Origin of the sequence: Limnochorda sp. L945t (assembly GCF_035593305.1) — a bacterium.
Classification (GTDB): Bacteria; Bacillota; Limnochordia; order Limnochordales; family Geochordaceae; genus Carboxydichorda; species Carboxydichorda subterranea.
This window is the reverse complement of sequence record NZ_CP141615.1, coordinates 1,015,334-1,032,240: the sequence shown is the minus strand read 5'-3', so window position 1 is coordinate 1,032,240 and position 16,907 is coordinate 1,015,334. Positions and strand designations below refer to the sequence as shown.

The 16,907-nt window shown below is 70.5% G+C and carries 19 protein-coding genes; all 19 read right to left on the bottom strand.

Annotated elements, in window-relative coordinates:
• Positions 1-8 precede the first annotated feature (8 nt).
• Positions 9-1,253, bottom strand: a complete 1,245-nt coding sequence (locus U7230_RS04765) for a stage III sporulation protein AE (protein WP_324717593.1) — start codon at positions 1,251-1,253, stop codon at positions 9-11.
• A gap of 6 nt (positions 1,254-1,259) precedes the next feature.
• Positions 1,260-1,649 carry a SpoIIIAC/SpoIIIAD family protein gene (locus U7230_RS04760; RefSeq protein WP_324717592.1) on the bottom strand — a complete coding sequence of 130 codons (390 nt, stop codon included), beginning with the start codon at positions 1,647-1,649 and terminating at the stop codon, positions 1,260-1,262.
• Positions 1,650-1,661: 12 nt separating this feature from the next.
• Positions 1,662-1,859 (bottom strand): stage III sporulation protein AC, encoded by a 198-nt coding sequence (spoIIIAC, locus tag U7230_RS04755; protein WP_404980637.1) that lies wholly within the window; start codon positions 1,857-1,859, stop codon positions 1,662-1,664.
• A gap of 27 nt (positions 1,860-1,886) precedes the next feature.
• Entirely contained in the window at positions 1,887-2,381 is a 495-nt protein-coding gene (locus U7230_RS04750; RefSeq protein WP_324718184.1) for a stage III sporulation protein AB, read from the bottom strand.
• Positions 2,382-2,406: 25 nt separating this feature from the next.
• The gene (spoIIIAA, locus tag U7230_RS04745) at positions 2,407-3,483 is read right to left on the bottom strand and encodes a stage III sporulation protein AA (protein WP_324717590.1); all 1,077 of its coding nucleotides are present in this window, start codon (positions 3,481-3,483) and stop codon (positions 2,407-2,409) included.
• Between the two features lie 60 nt (positions 3,484-3,543).
• Positions 3,544-4,101, bottom strand: a complete 558-nt coding sequence (gene efp / locus U7230_RS04740) for an elongation factor P (protein WP_324717589.1) — start codon at positions 4,099-4,101, stop codon at positions 3,544-3,546.
• A gap of 46 nt (positions 4,102-4,147) precedes the next feature.
• Entirely contained in the window at positions 4,148-5,260 is a 1,113-nt protein-coding gene (locus U7230_RS04735) for a M24 family metallopeptidase (RefSeq protein WP_324717588.1), read from the bottom strand.
• Positions 5,261-5,299: 39 nt separating this feature from the next.
• A complete protein-coding gene (gene aroQ / locus U7230_RS04730; RefSeq protein WP_324717587.1) occupies positions 5,300-5,749 on the bottom strand; it encodes a type II 3-dehydroquinate dehydratase in 450 nt (149 codons plus the stop codon).
• Positions 5,750-5,756: 7 nt separating this feature from the next.
• The gene (gene aroB / locus U7230_RS04725) at positions 5,757-7,418 is read right to left on the bottom strand and encodes a 3-dehydroquinate synthase (RefSeq protein WP_324717586.1); all 1,662 of its coding nucleotides are present in this window, start codon (positions 7,416-7,418) and stop codon (positions 5,757-5,759) included.
• A 23-nt stretch (positions 7,419-7,441) separates the two neighbouring features.
• Positions 7,442-8,677, bottom strand: coding sequence for a chorismate synthase (gene aroC, locus U7230_RS04720; protein WP_404980563.1), 1,236 nt, complete (start codon positions 8,675-8,677; stop codon positions 7,442-7,444).
• A 36-nt stretch (positions 8,678-8,713) separates the two neighbouring features.
• On the bottom strand, positions 8,714-9,355 hold the full coding sequence (locus tag U7230_RS04715; protein WP_324717585.1) for a YqeG family HAD IIIA-type phosphatase: 642 nt from the start codon (positions 9,353-9,355) through the stop codon (positions 8,714-8,716).
• Positions 9,356-9,445: 90 nt separating this feature from the next.
• Positions 9,446-10,150, bottom strand: a complete 705-nt coding sequence (gene sigK / locus U7230_RS04710) for an RNA polymerase sporulation sigma factor SigK (RefSeq protein ID WP_324717584.1) — start codon at positions 10,148-10,150, stop codon at positions 9,446-9,448.
• An 80-nt stretch (positions 10,151-10,230) separates the two neighbouring features.
• On the bottom strand, positions 10,231-11,283 hold the full coding sequence (gene mltG, locus U7230_RS04705; protein ID WP_324717583.1) for an endolytic transglycosylase MltG: 1,053 nt from the start codon (positions 11,281-11,283) through the stop codon (positions 10,231-10,233).
• Between the two features lie 72 nt (positions 11,284-11,355).
• Positions 11,356-11,769 (bottom strand): DUF1292 domain-containing protein, encoded by a 414-nt coding sequence (locus U7230_RS04700; protein ID WP_324717582.1) that lies wholly within the window; start codon positions 11,767-11,769, stop codon positions 11,356-11,358.
• A gap of 33 nt (positions 11,770-11,802) precedes the next feature.
• A complete protein-coding gene (gene ruvX, locus U7230_RS04695) occupies positions 11,803-12,288 on the bottom strand; it encodes a Holliday junction resolvase RuvX (protein WP_324717581.1) in 486 nt (161 codons plus the stop codon).
• Between the two features lie 47 nt (positions 12,289-12,335).
• A complete protein-coding gene (locus U7230_RS04690; protein ID WP_324717580.1) occupies positions 12,336-12,644 on the bottom strand; it encodes an IreB family regulatory phosphoprotein in 309 nt (102 codons plus the stop codon).
• A 73-nt stretch (positions 12,645-12,717) separates the two neighbouring features.
• On the bottom strand, positions 12,718-15,369 hold the full coding sequence (gene alaS, locus U7230_RS04685; RefSeq protein ID WP_324717579.1) for an alanine--tRNA ligase: 2,652 nt from the start codon (positions 15,367-15,369) through the stop codon (positions 12,718-12,720).
• A 74-nt stretch (positions 15,370-15,443) separates the two neighbouring features.
• Entirely contained in the window at positions 15,444-16,568 is a 1,125-nt protein-coding gene (locus tag U7230_RS04680; protein WP_324717578.1) for an AI-2E family transporter, read from the bottom strand.
• 72 nt (positions 16,569-16,640) lie between these two features.
• On the bottom strand, positions 16,641-16,895 hold the full coding sequence (locus U7230_RS04675) for a hypothetical protein (RefSeq protein WP_324717577.1): 255 nt from the start codon (positions 16,893-16,895) through the stop codon (positions 16,641-16,643).
• Positions 16,896-16,907: the final 12 nt, after the last annotated feature.

The window sequence follows — 16,907 nt, the reverse complement described above, 5'->3', positions numbered from 1 at the left end:
CGCGCCGCTCAACGGGCCAGCACCGCCATGGTGCCGGCTCCGATCGTCGCGGCGAGGGCCAGCACGAAGACGACCACCGTGGCCGCCAGGGCCGACAGCAGCAGCCCCAGGGTGTCACCCATGGCCCCCAGGGCGCCGACGATGCGCGGGTCGCTGACCGGCTGAAGCACGGCCGACGCCAGACGGTAGACGAAAATCACGGCCAGGAGCTTCAATACCGGGGCCAGCGCGGCAAGCATCACGAGAGCGAGCCCGATCACGCCGATGCCGCTTCGGATGAGGGTCGAGCCTCCGGCCACGACCTCGACGGCCTCCGACATCATCCGCCCCACCACCGGCACGGTGGCGCCGGTCAGGTACTTGACCGTGCGCAGCGCCACCCCATCGGCCACCGGGGCGATGGCGCCCCGTACGGCGGTGGCGCCCAGCAGGATGGTCAGCGTGAGCCCCAGCGCCGTGAGGGCGAGTTGGTGCACCAGGGAGCTGAGGCGGGAGATCGGGAAGTCCGGGGCGACGTGGCCGGCCACCGCCAGGCCTCCCCCGATGACCAGGCCGGGCACCACCACCCGTTCGAGCACCGTCGCCGCCAGCGTCACCACTCCGAGCAGGACGGGGTGCAGCGCCAAAGAAGCCGGCCCGGCGCCCGCCAGAAGCGCGAGGCTCGACAAGGTGGGCATAACCGCCTGGGCGATGGCGCTCATCTGCTGCACGCTCTGTCCCACCATTCGCAGGGCGAGCGTCAGGCTCTCGAGGCCGATCCAGACCAGGGCCACGAGCACGGCGGCCTGCGCCACGTCCTGTACCCCCTGGCCCCCGACCCCTTTGCCGAGTTGCGCCAGCACGGCCCCCAGCAAGCTGAGCGCGACGATCCGGGCCAGGGTGCGGGCGTTGGCCACCAGCTCGCGGGTCAGGATCGCCACGGCCGCGTCGAGCACTTCTGCGGCCGAGGGAAGCCCCTCTCGCCCGGCCGTCGTGAGAAACCTCCGGAAATCGAGACGCACGCGGTCCTGGACGTCCCGGTCCACCGACCGGTACAGCTCGTCCAGCCGCTCGAGGTCGACGTGCTCCACGCCCCTTTGGTAGACCTCCTCCACGATGCGGGGCGGAGCGGTGCCTTCCGGGGCGGAGGTCCCCGCAGCACCGCCGGGCGATACACGACCCCCCGGGAACTGCGCCGTAGCGGCCAGGGAGCTGCCGGCGCCCATCGCCACGGCGACGGCGATCGTCGCCATGGCCTTCGTCCATCGGCTCAAGGGGTGTCAACCCACCGCCGGCAGCAAGCGCCACAGCGCGTCCAGCAGCGCCACGAAGACGGGGAGCGCACTGGCGAGCACCGCCACCTTCCCGACCGTCTCCACCGTCATGGCCACCGATTGCTGTCCCGCATCCCGGCTCAGCTGAGCGGCAAAGCCGGCAACGTAGGCGATGGCCACGGACTTGAGGATGACCTCGATGTACATCGCCGAGCCCCCTGCGGCCCGGTTGAGCCGCCCGAACGTCTCCACCACCTCTCGCAGCGGACCGACGATCGTTCCCAGGGCGAGAGCCGTGAACGCCACCAGCAGCGCCAGCGAAAACTCCGGCGTGCGACCTTTGAGCAGGGTGATCCAGACCGTCACGACCAGGCCCACGCCCGCCACCTTGGCCACCAGTTCCACCTCTCACCACCACCGGAAAACCGACTCCACGTCCCGGAACAGCTGGCCGATGAGCTGGATGATCCACAGCAACACGATGATGACGCCGGCGAGACTGAGCATCTGGGCCTGCTCTTCCCGACCTGCCTGAGAGAGGAAAAGGTGCAGGATGGCGATCAGGATTCCCAGGCCTGCGATCCGGTAGATCAACGTCACGTCCACGATCGCCACGACCCCCACCGGCGTCGACTACAGGAGCATCACGGCCAGCGCCAGCCCGATCGCCAGCCCGGAAAACCGGTACAGGCGCTCGAGGCGCTCCTTCTCCTGGCGGGCTTGCTCGATGATCCCGTCCAGGCGGGCCACCCCGTCTCGCAACAGCTCGACCTGCATGCTTGCGTCCACCCGGCCGAAGTGCAGGCACAGCTCCCGGAAGATGCCGAGCTCCTCCGGCTGCAGATGGCAGCGGTCGGCCACGCTCTCCATCGCTCGCAGCCACGCCTCGCCCGCCGGCTGGCCGGGACCGGATCGGAGCCGGTCCGCCGCCCCGGCCAGGCTGGCCCGGACACAGCCCGAGGTCGCCCGGGCCGCCCGCTCGAAGGCCTGGGGCGCCGGCAGAGCCAGGTGCTGCACCGCCGCCTCGATCACCCGGAGCGCCCGCCGGAGCTGGATCAGCTCCTCGACGCGCCGGGAAAGCGACTGGGCTCTCAGCAAGCCCACGCCGCCGAGTCCGCCCGTTACCAGCGCGAAGCCAACGGTCTGGAGCGTCTCAGCCCTCCCCCTCCCCGGCGGACGGGACGGTCCTCGCCACTTGCTCGACCGTCCCGGGGCCGCGCCGGCGGCTCAAGACCACGACCCGTTCGAAGACCTCGTGACGCAACAACGCGGCGATGCCGGGCCGCCTCCGGGCTTCCGCGAGGTTCCAGGCGTGGGCCGAGGCCAGGATGGTGCAACCCGCATGGGCGGCCCGTTCCAGGGCCTCCACGTCGTGGTCCGATCCCACCTCGTCCGTGACCAAAACGTCCGGGCCCAGGGAGCGAAGCGCCCAGACCACTCCCTCCGCCTTGGGACACCGGTCCAGCACGTCCGTGCGGGGGCCGACATCGTGCTGGGGGACGCCGTCCACGCATCCGGCCAGCTCCGAGCGCTCGTCGATGATGACGACCTGCGCCGGCTCCAGCCCGGCGGCGGGCAGCCCCGAGGAGGCGACGCGGGCGAGATCCCGCAGCAGCGTCGTCTTGCCGGCCCCGGGCGGCGAGACGACCAGGGTGCTGGCCAACGTGCGCCGGCCGCCCCGGGACGTGAGCAGCGCGGGGACGAGCGGCTCCGCCGCCCCTTCGACCGCTCTCGCCATGCGCAAGACCACGCTGGAGAAGTCCGTGAGGGCTTGCACGTTGCGCTGGGATCCGACGACCACCCGCCCGCCGAGCCCGACTCGGTGGCCGCCGGGAAGGGTCAAGAAACCCTGGCGCAGCTCTTCTCCCACCGCGTACAGCGAGCCGGAGGCGAGCCGATCGACCAGGGATTGCACCAGATGGCTGCTTGCCACGAGCGCGCCGTCCGGCCGCGCCGACAAGAGCCCGCCCGGGCCGGCGAAGTACTGCCCCTTTGCCGTGACGACCATGAGGGGGCGCCCGGCTCGCACGCGGACCTCCAGCACGCAGGCGGCCACGTCGTGGGGCAGAGACTCGATGGCGCTGCGGACGGGTTCGGGCAAGAGCGGCAGCACCGCCGCTCGCCACGCCACGCCGCCCAACGGGCCCGAGCGCGGCACGCTACGAGATTGCGGCGCCCGCCCACCGGGCCCCGCACGTGAGGAAACGACGGCGGCGTCGGTCCGGTCCACGGCATGTCCCTCCGGTAGACGCTATGAGGGGAAGCCGGAGGGTATGCCTGGGCCGGCTCCCTAGGCGCGGGACAAGTACTCGCCGGTCCGGGTGTCGATCTTCAGCACGTCTCCCGTGTTGATGAACAGAGGTACCTGGACCACGAGGCCCGTCTCGAGCTTGGCCGGCTTGGAGCCGCCCTGGGCAGTGTCGCCCCGGACGCCGGGCTCGGTCTCGACGACCTTCAGCTCGACGTAGGTCGGCAGCTCCACCCCGATGGGCTGTCCCTCGTAGAACTGGATGAGGATGACGTCGTTCTCTTTCAGGTACTTGGGAGCATCGCCCAGGTAATCTTCGTGGATGGAGATCTGCTCGAAGCTCCGGGTGTCCATGAAGTACCACTCGGTCCCGCTGTGATAGAGGTACTGCATCTCGCGGGTCTCGACGTGGGCCCGGTTGACACGCTCGCCCGCCCGGAACGTCCGCTCGATCACGTTACCGCTCTTCACGTTCTTCAACTTGGTGCGCACGAACGCGGCACCCTTGCCGGGCTTTACGTGGAGGAACTCCACCACGCTCCAGACCTCGCCGTCGACTTCGATGGTCAGCCCTGGTCGCAAGTCGTTGACTGAGATCACGGCCGTTGCTCCTTTGCCCGGGCCCTACGGCCCCGTTTGCCACGGATTAGCCGGAGTTGCCATCCACCACCTGGAGGTCCTTGGGAGACGAGGTCAGCACCTCGCACCCCCCCTCGGTCACCACCACGAGATCCTCGATCCGGACGCCGCCCCACCCCGGAAGGTACACGCCGGGCTCCACGCTGGTCACCATCCCCGGCACCAGCACCCCGTCCGACACCCTCGACAGCCTGGGAATGGGCTCGTGGATCTCCAGGCCCACGCCGTGCCCCAGCCCGTGTCCGAAGTATGGGCCGAGCCCGGCCTCTTCGATGACCGCCCGAGCGAGCGCGTCCACCTCCTGGCCGGTGCGGCCGGGGCGTACCGCCTGCACGCCGGTCTCCTGCGAGCGCCGCACCAGGTCGTAGATCTCCCGGGCCCTGGCCGAGACCGGCGCCACGGCCACCGTCCGGGTCATGTCGGAGTGATAACCATCTGTGACGCACCCGAAGTCCAGCACCACCAGGTCGCCCGGCTGGATGGCGCGGTCGGTGGGATAGGCGTGGGGCAACGCCCCGTTGGGGCCGGAGCCGACGATCGTGTCGAAGGCGAGGCGTTCGGCTCCGTGCTCGCGCATGAAGACCTCGAGACGCCACGCGACCTCCTTTTCGGTAATGCCCGGCCGGATCACCGTGAGGATGTAGGAAAACGCCTCGTCGGTGATGGCCACGGCCCGCCGCATCCGCTCGAGCTCCCACGGGGACTTGACCGCGCGCAACGCCTCGACCTGCTGCTCCACCGGCACCCACTCGAACTGGCCCATCTCCTGCTGCCAGCGCGAAGCCTGGCGCACCGTGACGTGATCCGCCTCGAACGCGACCTTCCTCGCCCCGATGCGCTGCAGGACGTCGCGCATCGCCTCCCAGACGTAGTCGCCGTGCTGGATGACCTCCCAGCCAACCGCCTGGGCGCGGGCCTGCTCGGTGTAGCGCGAGTCGACCAGCAGCACCGGTTGCTCTCCCGGGTCGCGGGAGACGATGGCCACCCCGGCGCTCCCCGTGAAGCCGGTCAGGTAGCGGCGGTTCTCGTAGGCGGCCACGACCATGGCGTCCACTTGCATCTCCGACACCTTGCGGGCCATGGCCTCGACACGGGCGCGTATCTCCTGTGCCTGGTCCACGCGTTCACCCCCGGGCTGATTGCTAATACGGCGGAGCCGTTACACCCCCTGCTCCTGCCCCCAATAGTTTACCAGCGCCCTCAGGGCGAGCACGTACCCCTCGCCGCCGAAGCCGCTGATCACGCCGATGCAACCGGCTGCCGTGACCAGTCGCTGGCGCCATGGCTCGCGCCGGTAGACGTTGGTGAGGTGGACCTCGACGGCGGGCAGCCCGCACCCGGCCAGCGCGTCGCGGATGGCCAGGCTGTAATGGCCGTAGGCTCCGGGGTTGATGACGATCCCGTCCACCTTGCCCGGCGCCTGGCCGATGGCGTCGATCAGCGCCCCCTCGTGGTTGCTCTGCAGGAAGGAGACGGCCACGCCGAGCTTCTCGGCTTCCCGGGCGATGCGGCCGTTGATCGCTTCCAGCGTCTCCGACCCGTAGATGTGCGGCTCCCGGACCCCCAACCGATCCAGGTTGGGCCCGTGGAGGACCAGTACCCGCCGCAACCTTCGTTCACTCCCTTCCTGCCCCGCCCGCGGCGCCGGATGCCGCCCGGCCGTGCTGGCGGGACCAGGTGCGGGCGAAAGCGTCGAAGCCGACGCGGTCGCTCACCACCAGAGGCGCCCCGGGGCGCTGCAACAGCACCCACCGCTGATGCCCCGCGCGCCGCTTCTTGTCTTTGCCCATCCACGCCCACAGCGTCTCGGCCGGCGGGGGATCCGGAGCGGCCGTCGTGGGAAGGCCCACCGCCTGCAGCATCGCCTCCACCTGCCCGGTGAGGCCGGGTTCCTGCAGCACCCCCAGCTCCTCGGACAACAGCAAGGCGGTCACCATGCCGATGGCGACCGCCTCCCCGTGCAGGAACCGCTCGAAGTTGCTCGCGGACTCCAGGGCGTGACCGACCGTATGGCCGAAGTTGAGTATCGCCCGTTCCCCGGTCTCGGTCGGGTCCTCGGTCACGACCAGCGCCTTGACGGCGACCGATCGGCGCAGCAATTCCTCGAAGCCCTCCCCGTCCGCTCGCGACGGGGCCCACGGGCCGTCCATCTCCCCGAGCAGCGACGGATCGCCCACGAGCCCGTGCTTGATCACCTCCGCGAGCCCCGAGCGCCACTGCCGGACGGGCAAGGTAGCCAGCGTGGCCGGATCGGCCACGACGGCGAGGGGATGGTGGAAACTACCCATCAGGTTCTTCACCCGGGCCGTGTTGACGGCGGTCTTGCCCCCGATGGAAGCATCGGTCTGTGCGAGCAGGGTCGTGGGGACGGCGACCCAGGGGATGCCCCGCATGTAAGTCGCCGCTGCGAAGCCCGCCGCGTCCAGCGCAGCGCCGCCCCCGACGGCCACCACGAGGCCGCCTCGATCCACCCCGGATCCGGCCGCCACCTCGCACAGGCGCTCGACGACCTCCAACTGCTTGGCTTCCTCCCCCGGCCCGACCGCTGCTACGGTGGCATGCCAGCCCGAGCGCTCCAGGTCGAGCGCCACTTGCCGGGCAAGGGCTTCCACCGCCGCGTCGGCCACGACCAACAACCCTCCGCCGAGCTCCATGCGGCTTGCCAGGATCTCCAGCACGGCCGGTAGTTCGCGCACGAGCCCCCGCCGCACGAGCACCGGGTAACCGCCCTGGGGGCCGAGCACCCACGCGGCAGGTGGAGCCACCCGCAGCCAGGCGAGCGCCTCGACCAACCGGGTCGCCACCTGTTCGGCCCCCTGTTGCCGGCCGTCGACCCAGATCGGCGCCCCGGCGTACCACCATCGTCGCTTCGCCCACAGCGCACGCGCGTGAGCCTGAGCCTGCGGCCCCGATCCCAGGAGCGGCCGCGCCCGGCCGTCGCTCAACGCTCGCTCCACCGCTCGGGCCACGTCGCAGTAGAGCCAGGCGGCATGCCCGGTGGCGGCCATTTGCGCGCGGTTTCGAGGGTCCTCCACGATGCCCCCGCCGGTGGCCACCACGTGGTCCGGCCAGCCGGCCACCTCCTCCAGGAGCTCCCGCTCCAGAGCCCGGAAAGCGGCTTCGCCCCCCTCCGCGAAGATGGAGGGGACGGAACGGCCCGTCCGCCGCTCGGCCAGTTCGTCGAGGTCCACGAAGGGAAGCCCGAGCCTGGCGGCCACCATCCGGCCCACCGTGCTCTTGCCGCAGGCCATGAACCCTGTCAGATACAGGTGTCCCACCGGCGCGCATCCCCCGCTCCGCTTCAGCGCCGGGCAAGCCGCCGCCGGTACGCCTCGACGGCTTGCCGGAGCTCTTCCACGCTGTCGCCGCCGAACTTCTCCAGGAGCGCCTCGGCCAGCACCCAGGCCATCATGGCTTCCCCGACGACCGCCGCCGAGGGCACCGCGCAGACGTCGCTACGCTCCACGGCCGCCTCGGCCGGCTCGTGGCTCGCCATGTCCACGGTGGCCAGTGGGCGCATGAGCGTGGACAGGGGTTTCATCGCCGCGCGCATGACGACCGGCTGCCCCGTGGTGACCCCACCTTCCAGGCCGCCGGCCCGGTTGCTCGGGCGGAAGTAGCCGGGAGCCTCCGGGCTCGGCGTCCACTGGAGGGGCGGGACGGGCCCGTACAGGATCGGATCGTGAGCGGCGGAGCCCGGCCTGCTCGCAAGCTCGAAGCCCAGGCCGACCTCCACCCCCTTGACCCCCGGGATGCTCATGAAGGCGGCGGCCAGCCGCGCATCGAGCCGCCGGTCCCACTGCACATAACTACCGAGGCCGGGCATCACCCCGAGCGCGGCGACCTCGAAGATCCCCCCGAGGGTATCTCCGTCCCGCCGGGCCTGATCGATAGCCTCCATCATCGCCCTCGTGGCCGTCTCGGAGGCGCAGCGCACCGGGGACGCCTCTGCCCGCCGGGCCAGCTCCGCCCAGTCGAGCTCCGCCGACCCATCGAACGGATCGGCCTCGACCGGCCCGATCCGTACGACTCGGCCGACTACCGTAATCCCGACCGCCGCCAGCAACTGGCGGGCGACGGCCCCGGCCGCTACCCGGGCGGCAGTCTCCCGGGCCGAGGCCCGCTCGAGGACGTTGCGCACGTCGGTGAAGCCGAACTTGAGGGCCCCCGCCAGGTCGGCGTGCCCCGGACGCGGCCGCGTCACCGGCCGGCTCCGCCACCTGGCGCCGGCCTCCGCCCCCGGCTCCTGCTCCGGCTGGACTTGCGGCGCCATGGTGTGGGCCCAGTGCGGGTAGTCCCGGTTTTCGACCTGGAGCGCGATGGGGCTGCCCAGGGTCATCCCCTGGCGCACCCCGGACAGGATGCGCGCGCGATCCTGCTCGATCCGCATCCGCTGGCCTCGCCCGTATCCTTCCTGGCGGCGGCGCAGCTCCCGGTCGATGGCCTCCGGCGAGAGCGCCAGACCCGCCGGTACCCCTTCCACGATCACCGTCAACGCGGGGCCGTGAGACTCCCCCGCGGTGAGCATGCGCAACACGCGCCTGGCCTTCCTCCCTCTGTCTCGATCCCGTCCTCAGCCCGGCCTGCGGCCCGTACCGGGGCGGCCCTGCTGCACGGATCGTCTCCTGCCGGCGAGCCGGGCCTGCACCCGCGCGGCCGGCAGCCTGCCACGCCTGGCGAGCCACCGCAGGACGGCTCGCTCGACCGGGCGCGTGATGGCCCTGGTCAACAGGCTCTCCTCGGCACCGAGCGGATCGACGAGAATGGTGAACATCCCCGCCCGCCGGCCTCCGAGCACGTCCGTCCACAGCTGATCGCCGACCACCGCCGCCTGCTCCGGTCGACACCCGACGAGGGCGGCCGCGGCCAGGAAGACCGAGCGACGGGGTTTGAAGCCCGAGCGCACCGCCGGGACCCCCAGGGCGGCCGCGACGGCCGCTCGCCGCCCCCGGCGGGCGTTGGACAGGATGACCACCTGCAGCCCGGCCCGGCGAGCCCGCTCGACGAAGCGGTAGGCCCGGGCGTCCGGTAACGGCTCGCCCCAGGGGATGAGGGTGTTGTCGATGTCCACGAGCAGGCACCGGATCCCGTGGCGCCCCAACCGGTCGAGGTCGATGGCCTCGAGGTCGTCCACCCAGAGATCCGGCACCAGGAGTTGCCACGGCGCCGCCGCCGGGAGCGTGTAAGAAGCGCTCGGGCCGTTGCTGCGCTGCATAGTGGCCCTATTATAGCAAGAGCCCGTCCGCGATCGGCCGGAAAAGGAGGAGGAAGCAGGCCGGGGCGAGGGAGGCCCTCGGTGGTCCGCTCACCCGTTTTGGAGCTGCTGCTGGAGTTTGGTGAGCGCCCGTTTTTCGATACGCGAGACGTAAGAGCGGGAAATCCCCAGCTGGCGGGACACGTCTCGCTGCGTCTTGCGCATCCCGTCCAGCAACCCGTAGCGCATCTGGAGCACCCACCGCTCCCTCTTGGTCAGCGTGGTGAGGGTGCGGCGCAGCCGGTCCTTCTCGGCCTGGGCCTCCACCGCTTCGGAGACGCTGTCGGCGTCGCTCCCGAGCACGTCGATGAGGGTGACGTCGTTGCCGTCGCCGTCCGACCCGATGGGGTCGTACAGGAGGGTCTCCCCCCGGTTCTTGCGCACGGAGCGCAGGTGCATCAGGATCTCGTTTTCGATGCACTTGGCGGCGTAGGTAGCAAGGCGGGTGCGCCGGCCCGGATCGAAGGTATTGATGGCCTTGATGAGCCCGATGGTGCCGATGGAGATGAGGTCTTCGGTCTCCTCGCCCGTGGACTCGAACTTCTTCACCACGTGGGCCACCAGGCGCAGGTTGTGCTCGATGAGGATGTTGCGGGCCTCGGTGTCGCCGTGCAGCATCGCCTGGACCAGCCGGCTCTCCTCTTGCTCGTCCAGGGGCAAGGGGAAGGATCCCTCGCCGCCCACGTAACCCGCCAGCCACGGAATGTGCCGCAGGGACTCCGCCAGGATATCCCACGCTGCGAGCCATGGAATCAAGCTCCGTACCCCCCACGCCATGAAGCCAATTCCCATGCTATGAAGGCGCGGGAGGTACGGTGCTGGTCCCCGGGTGCCGGCTAATAGGCGAGGCGGCGGCGCGCGTCGACGTGGTCACGGAAGGTGCGGCTGAAGACGTGGGTCCCGTCGCCCCGTGCCACGAAGTACAGGTAGGGAGTCGAAGCCGGCCGGAGCACCGCCCGGATCGAAGCGAGCCCCGGGCTGGCAATGGCAGTGGGGGGAAGCCCCGGGTACCGGTACGTGTTGTAAGGCGAATCGATGGCCAGGTGCTGCCGGTAGAGCTTCTTGGGAGGGGGGTGCAGGATGTACATCAGCGTGGGATCCGCCTGGAGCGGGCGCCCCAGGCGCAGACGGTTGTGGAATACCGACGCGATCAGCGCTCGCTCGCTGTCCCGCATGGCCTCCTTTTCCACGATGGAGGCGAGCACCACGACCTGGTGCAAGGAGAGCTTGCCGCCTGCGCCGAGCTCCTGGTAAAGGGGCAGGACCTTCTCGGCAAAACGGGCCACCATCTTGCGAATGAGGGCCTCTTCGTCTTGACCCACCGCGAAGCGATACGTATCGGGGAAGAGGTAGCCCTCCAGGCTGCCGGGCGGCTTGTCGATGGGCCGGCTCTCGCCGAACAGCCAGCGATCGTCGGAGGCCAGCTCGATGAAGCGCCGGGCATTGGCCAGACCCGCGCGCTCCAGGCGCCAGGCGATACCCTCGATGGTCGAACCCTCGGGGATGGTGACCTCCTCGACGGCCACCGCGCCCCGGGAGAGGATCCGGATCATCTCCTGCGGCGCCATGTCGGCCCGCAAGCGGTAGTAGCCGGCCTGCAGCCGCTGGTCGAGCCCCTGCACCCGGGCCATCAGGGCGAACAGCCATCCCGATCGCACGAGGTTGCGCTCCTCGAGCTCTCGCCCGACCTGGGAGGCGGTGCTCTCTTGGGGCACGTGAATGATGACGCTGGCCACGAGCGGGCCCGACGACACCGGCATCATCCACGCCGCCACGATGACCCCGGCCGCCGTGACGGCGAGAGCCCCCGCCGCGGCTGCGATGCCCACCCACCGGCCGGCCTTGTGCCACCCGGTGCCAACCGCTGACGGGGTCTCGGCGGGATGCAACCCCCTGCCCACCTCCTGCCCGTTTACCGCCGGGCGGCCGCGCGACCGGCCACCCGGCACTCCTCGAACACCTCAGTGACGGCGGTCTTCGTCTTCCTCGTCCTCGTCGTCTTCGTCCAGGTCTTCGTCCTCGTCCTCGTCGTAGTCGTCGTCCTCGTCCCAGGCGTCCCCGTCGTCCGATTCGTCCTCTTCGTCGCCCTCTTCCTGCTCCTCCAGCGCGTGGACCACCCGGTCGAACTCGTCGTCGTCTTCCACGTTGACGAGGACCTCTTCGCCGTCGGCGTCGTTCTCCAGGCGGAAAACGTACGCTCCCTCCTCGGGATCCTCCTCCGGCAGCAAGACCGCGTACCGCCGCTTGTCGACCTCGACCACGTCAATCAGGGTGAACTCGTGCTCTTGCCCCTCGTCGTCGACGAGAGTGACCCGATCCTCGTCCTCGGCATCGTCCGCATGCTCCGCGTGCCGGCGCTCCTTCTCTTCGGCCACGTGGCATCCATCCTTTCCCGCACCGGGACACACTCAGCCCTGACCGTCTGCATCTCCGGCCTCATGTAGGGTACCCTCCGCCTGCGCTCGCCTTACCTGGCGCCAGGTGAGGTAAGCATCCAGGATGATGGCTGCCGCCACGTGGTTGACCGCCCTGCGGCGACGACGCCGGGGAAGGTCTGCCTCCAGCAGGATACGTTCGGCCTGCCGGGTCGAAAAGCGCTCGTCGAAGAGCCGCACGCGCACGTCGACGACGCTCCGCAGTTTGCCGGCAAAAGCACGCACTCGTTCCGCCTCGGGCCCCTCACGGCCATCGGTGCGTGTTGGCAGCCCCACTACCACCTCCTCGACTCCCATGGACCTGACCAATTGCGAAACGGCCTCCAGGTCTGCTGCCAGACCCTTGCGCCACAGCGTCACCAGGGGTTGAGCGGTCGCCCCCAGGGAATCGCTGATCGCCACTCCGAGGCTCTTCTCGCCCACGTCCAGCGCCATGATACGCCCTTGCACCGGTCGCATCGGCATCGCCGGCCCGCTTTGCGCGCTTCGGTCCACCGGCCGGCGTCTCAATGGCGGGTACCGGGGCAGTGGATGTAGTGCTCGATGATCTCCTCGAGCAGTTCGTCCCGCTCGACCGTACGGATGAGGCTGCGGGCGTTGTGATGGCTCGTGATGTACGTGGGATCACCCGACAGCAGGTATCCGACCAGCTGGCTGGTCGGATGATACCCCTTCTCGACCAGGGCCTGATAGACCTGGCGCAGGACCTCGGCAGCTCGCCGGCGGCCCGTCGCCTCGTCGACCCGGAACCGTACCGTCTCTCCCCCGGCCCCGGGTGGCTGCGGAGGCGTGGCGGCTCCTGGTGCCGTGAGCACTCTGCCTCCCCCTTTTCTGGATGGACTTGCGCCGGATCCTGCTCGGCTCCCCCGGCATCCATGGGCCCTCTCCTCAGCCGGCCAGGGCCAACAGCTCCTTGGCCCGCTGCCGGGCCGCGTGCAGGGCCTCGTCCACCCGTGAAAGGTCCCTGGCGCCGGCTTGCGCCAGCTCCGGCCGGCCTCCCCCGTCGCCCCCGGCCGCTCGCGCCGCGGCCTTGACGATCTCGCCGGCGTGGACGCCGACCCTCGCCAGCTCCGGGCTGGTCATGGACACGAACAAGACTTTCCCGTCGGACGGGCTCGCCAGGAAGACGACGCAGGAGCCCAGGGCCTCGCGGAGCCGGTCGCCGAGCGCCCGCAAGGCAGGGGCGTCCAGCCCCTCCAGGCGCTCCACCACCAGGGCGGCCGAGCCGACGCGTTCGGCCCGCGCGGCCAGACGCCCCGCGTACTGGGCGAGCAGTTTCGCTTGCAGCCGTTCGATCTCGGCCTGGCTGGCCTTCTGTTGCTCCAGCAGGCGCTCGACCTGCTGCACGAGCTCCTCGGGCCCTACCTGGAGCTTTCCCGCCACCTGTCGCCACTGCCGTTCACGGCGGCGCAGGTACTCGAGCGCCGCCTCCCCCGCGACGGCCTCGACACGCCGGACGCCGGCGGCCACGCCGGTCTCCTCGACGATGTGGACCAGGCCCACCTCGCCAGTCCTCCGCACGTGGGTCCCGCCGCAAAGCTCCCGGCTGTAGCCCTCCCCGATGTCGACCATGCGCACGCGCTCGCCGTACTTCTCACCGAACAAGGCCATGGCGCCTTGGGCCAGCGCCGCCTCGACGGTCGTCTCCACGGGGACCACCGGCAGGTCGTCCAGCACCCGCCGGTTGATCTCTTCCTCGATACGCCCGAGCTGCTCGGGCGAGAGCGCCTCGAAGTGGTTGAAGTCGAACCGCAGCCGGTCGGGCGCCACCAGCGAGCCCGCCTGCGTCGCGTGCTCCCCCAGGACGCTCCGGAGAGCACGGTGCAGCAAGTGGGTAGCCGTGTGGTGCCGGGCGGTGCGCATCCGCCGCTCCCAGTCGACGCTCGCCTCTACCCGGTCGCCTTCCGCCAGCCGGCCCTCCTCGACCCGCACCCGGTGCACGATGGCGTCGGCGAGCGGCCGCTGCACATCCAGTACGCTCGCCACTCCTCCCGGCCACCGCAGCGAGCCCGTATCCGCCACCTGCCCGCCGCCCTCCGCGTAGAAGGGCGTGCGGTCCAGCACCACCAGCGCCTCCTGGCCCGCCTGCGCGAGCGACCGCCGCTCGCCGCCGACCAGGACCGCCGCCACCACCGCTTCGGCCCGGCCCTGCCCGTAACCCACGAACTCGGAGCTGAGCCCTTCCAGCGCCTCGGCCAGCGCCTCCGTACCCGAACCGAGATAGCCGTACGTCCGGCGGGCCGCCCGGGCGCGCTCCCGCTGCGCTTCGAGCAGCGCCCTCGCCCCCTCGAGGTCGACCTCGACGCCCCGTTCGCCGGCGATCTCCTCGGTCAGCTCCAGGGGAAAACCGTACGTGTCGTACAGGCGGAAAGCTTCCTCGCCGCCGATGCGGCCCGGTGCCTGCCCGCCGCGGCTGGCCAGCATCTGGTCGAGCACCGACAGGCCCGTCTCCAGGGTCGAGAGAAACCGCCGCTCTTCCGACTCCAGCACCCGCAAGATGAGCTCACGGCGCTCTGCCAGCTCGGGGTACGCGTGCCCCATCGCCTCGACGACGGCTCCGGCCAGGCGGGCCCACAGCGGCTCGTGGATGCCCATGAGCCACGCGTACCGGCTCGCTCTCCGGATGAGGCGGCGCATGACGTAACCGCGGCCCTCATTGCCGGGCACGATCCCGTCCATCGCCATGAACGTCGCGCTTCGCCCGTGATCCACGAGGATCCGGATGGTGCGGTCGGCGTGCGCCTCCTCGCCGTACGTGCGCCCTACGATGGCGGCAGCCTGATCCAGGATCTGCCGCACCTCGTCGGTCTCGAAGATGGTCTCGACGCCCTGCAGGATGGCGAGCATGCGCTCGAGCCCCATCCCGGTGTCGATGCCCGTTCGCTTGAGGGGATGGTACTGGCCCTGCTCGTCCTTGTGGTACTGGATGAAGACCAGGTTCCAAAACTCCAGGAACCGCCCGCAATCGCAGCCCGGCCGGCAGCTCTCCTGCCCGCAGCCGTACTGCGGGCCCCGGTCGATGTAGATCTCCGAGGAGGGGCCACACGGCCCGACCCCGATCTCCCAGAAGTTGTCCTCTTTGCCCAGCCGCACGATCCGTTCCGGGCTCAAACCGATCTCCCGGTGCCACAGGTCGAACGCCTCGTCGTCATCCCGGTAGATGCTCACCCACAACCGCTCGGGATCGATCTCCAGGACGCCGGTGACGAACTCCCACGCCCAGGCGATGGCCTCCCGCTTGAAGTAGTCTCCGAACGAGAAGTTACCGAGCATCTCGAAGAACGTGCCGTGCCGGGCAGTCATCCCCACGCGGTCGATGTCGGCCGTGCGGACGCATCGCTGGCACGTCGTCACCCGCCGGTAGCTCGGCTCCGCCGTGCCGAGGAAGTAAGGCTTGAACTGCACCATGCCCGCGCCCGTCAACAGGAGCGTCGGATCACCCTTGGGGATCAACGAGGAACCCGGAAGCCGTACGTGCCCTTTACCCTCGAAGAAGCCCAGGTACGCCTCCCGCAGCTCCCTGGCCGTCATGCTTCGCATGGAAGCCCTTCGATCCGACCCCTTACCCTGCCGCCTGAGAATCACCTAAAGGGTATAGGAGCCCCCAATGCTTGTCAATGCGGACGTTGCCCCCCGCGGCGGCCTCGTCCGGGGGCGGCGGGCGCAGCGGGGGCTGCCGGGCGGGCGGGTGGGCCCGCCGGCGGGGACGGCGCCGGGCCGCCTCCGGCGGCCGGCCGCAAGAAGAAGAGCAGCGTGGTGCGGCCCACGGAGGCGACGGGCACGGCCAGCAGCATGCCGAAGATCCCCGCCAGTTCGGCCCCGGCCAGCACGGCGGCGATGACGACGAGGGGATGCAGCCCGGAGGAGCGGCTCATCACCCGGGGCTGCAGCAAGGCGCCTTCGATCTGATTGGCCGCCACCAGCAACACGACCGCCCAGACCGCGGTCCACGGGCCGTTGGCCAGGGAGAGCAAGACGATGGGGATGCCGGCCGCCACCGGGCCAAAGTAGGGCACGATGTCGAGCAACCCGGCCAAGAGGCCCAGCACCAGGGCATAGCGCACCTTGAGGAGCACGAGGCCGGCTGCGACCAGCGCGCCGATGGACATGGAGACCAGGAGCTGGCCCCGGATGACGGCCGCCAGCGTCCGGTCGATCTCGAGCGCCAGCTCGACGGCCCTGCGGCGCACGCTCGCCGGTATGACGGTGACGATCCCCTCGGCCAGCCGATCCCGGTCCTTGAGGATGTAATAGGCCAGCACCGGCGTGAGGATCAGGTTGAGGACCTGGGAGAGCGTGGAGACGAGCAGGGCCGCCAGGCGCGAAGCGAACCCGGTCAGCATCCCCTCGATCCGGCCTACGGCAGCGTTGAGGGCGTTCTGAACCACCTCCGGCAGGGTATGCAGGCGCAGCCGCCCCAGCATCTCCCCGATGGCCGCGTTCCATTGCTGGCTCTGGGAGGGAAGGCGGCGGGCCAGGTTGTCGACCTCGGCGACGACGGAGGGGACGACGCTCACCCACAGCAGGCTGAGAAGCAGGCCCAGGGCGAGGTAGACGATGAGGATGGCCGGCCCCCGGGGCACCTGGCGGGTCTCGAGCAACGCGACCAGCGGCTCCAGCAAGTAGGCCACCACGAGGGCCAGGACGAACGGCGTGGCCACCGCCCGCAGTCGCCAGACGACGATCAGCAGGGCCAGGCCCACCAGCCCTGCCGCGTACCAAAACCGGCGCTCACCCACGGGAGCGTCCACGCCTCACGCCTCGGGCGCTCCCCGTGGCACGTACCGCCCCGGCTCTCCCGGGCCGCCCGGTTATGCCTTGAGGCCCAAGAGCGCCAGCGTGGCGTCCACCGCGGCCCGACCGGCATCCAGCGCCAGCTGCAGCCGGGAAGACCGGCTCTCCTTCAGGGCCGCCTCGGCCGCCTCCCCCGCGGCTTGCCGGCGCAGCCTCCGCAGCGGGATCCCGTCGGCCCGCTGCGAACGGTCGCCGGAGGATCCGGTCGCGTAGAGCACCAGCAGCGCCCCCAACACCCCACCCCAGAGCATCCCTCGCACGAACCGCCGCATCCCGGTTTCCCT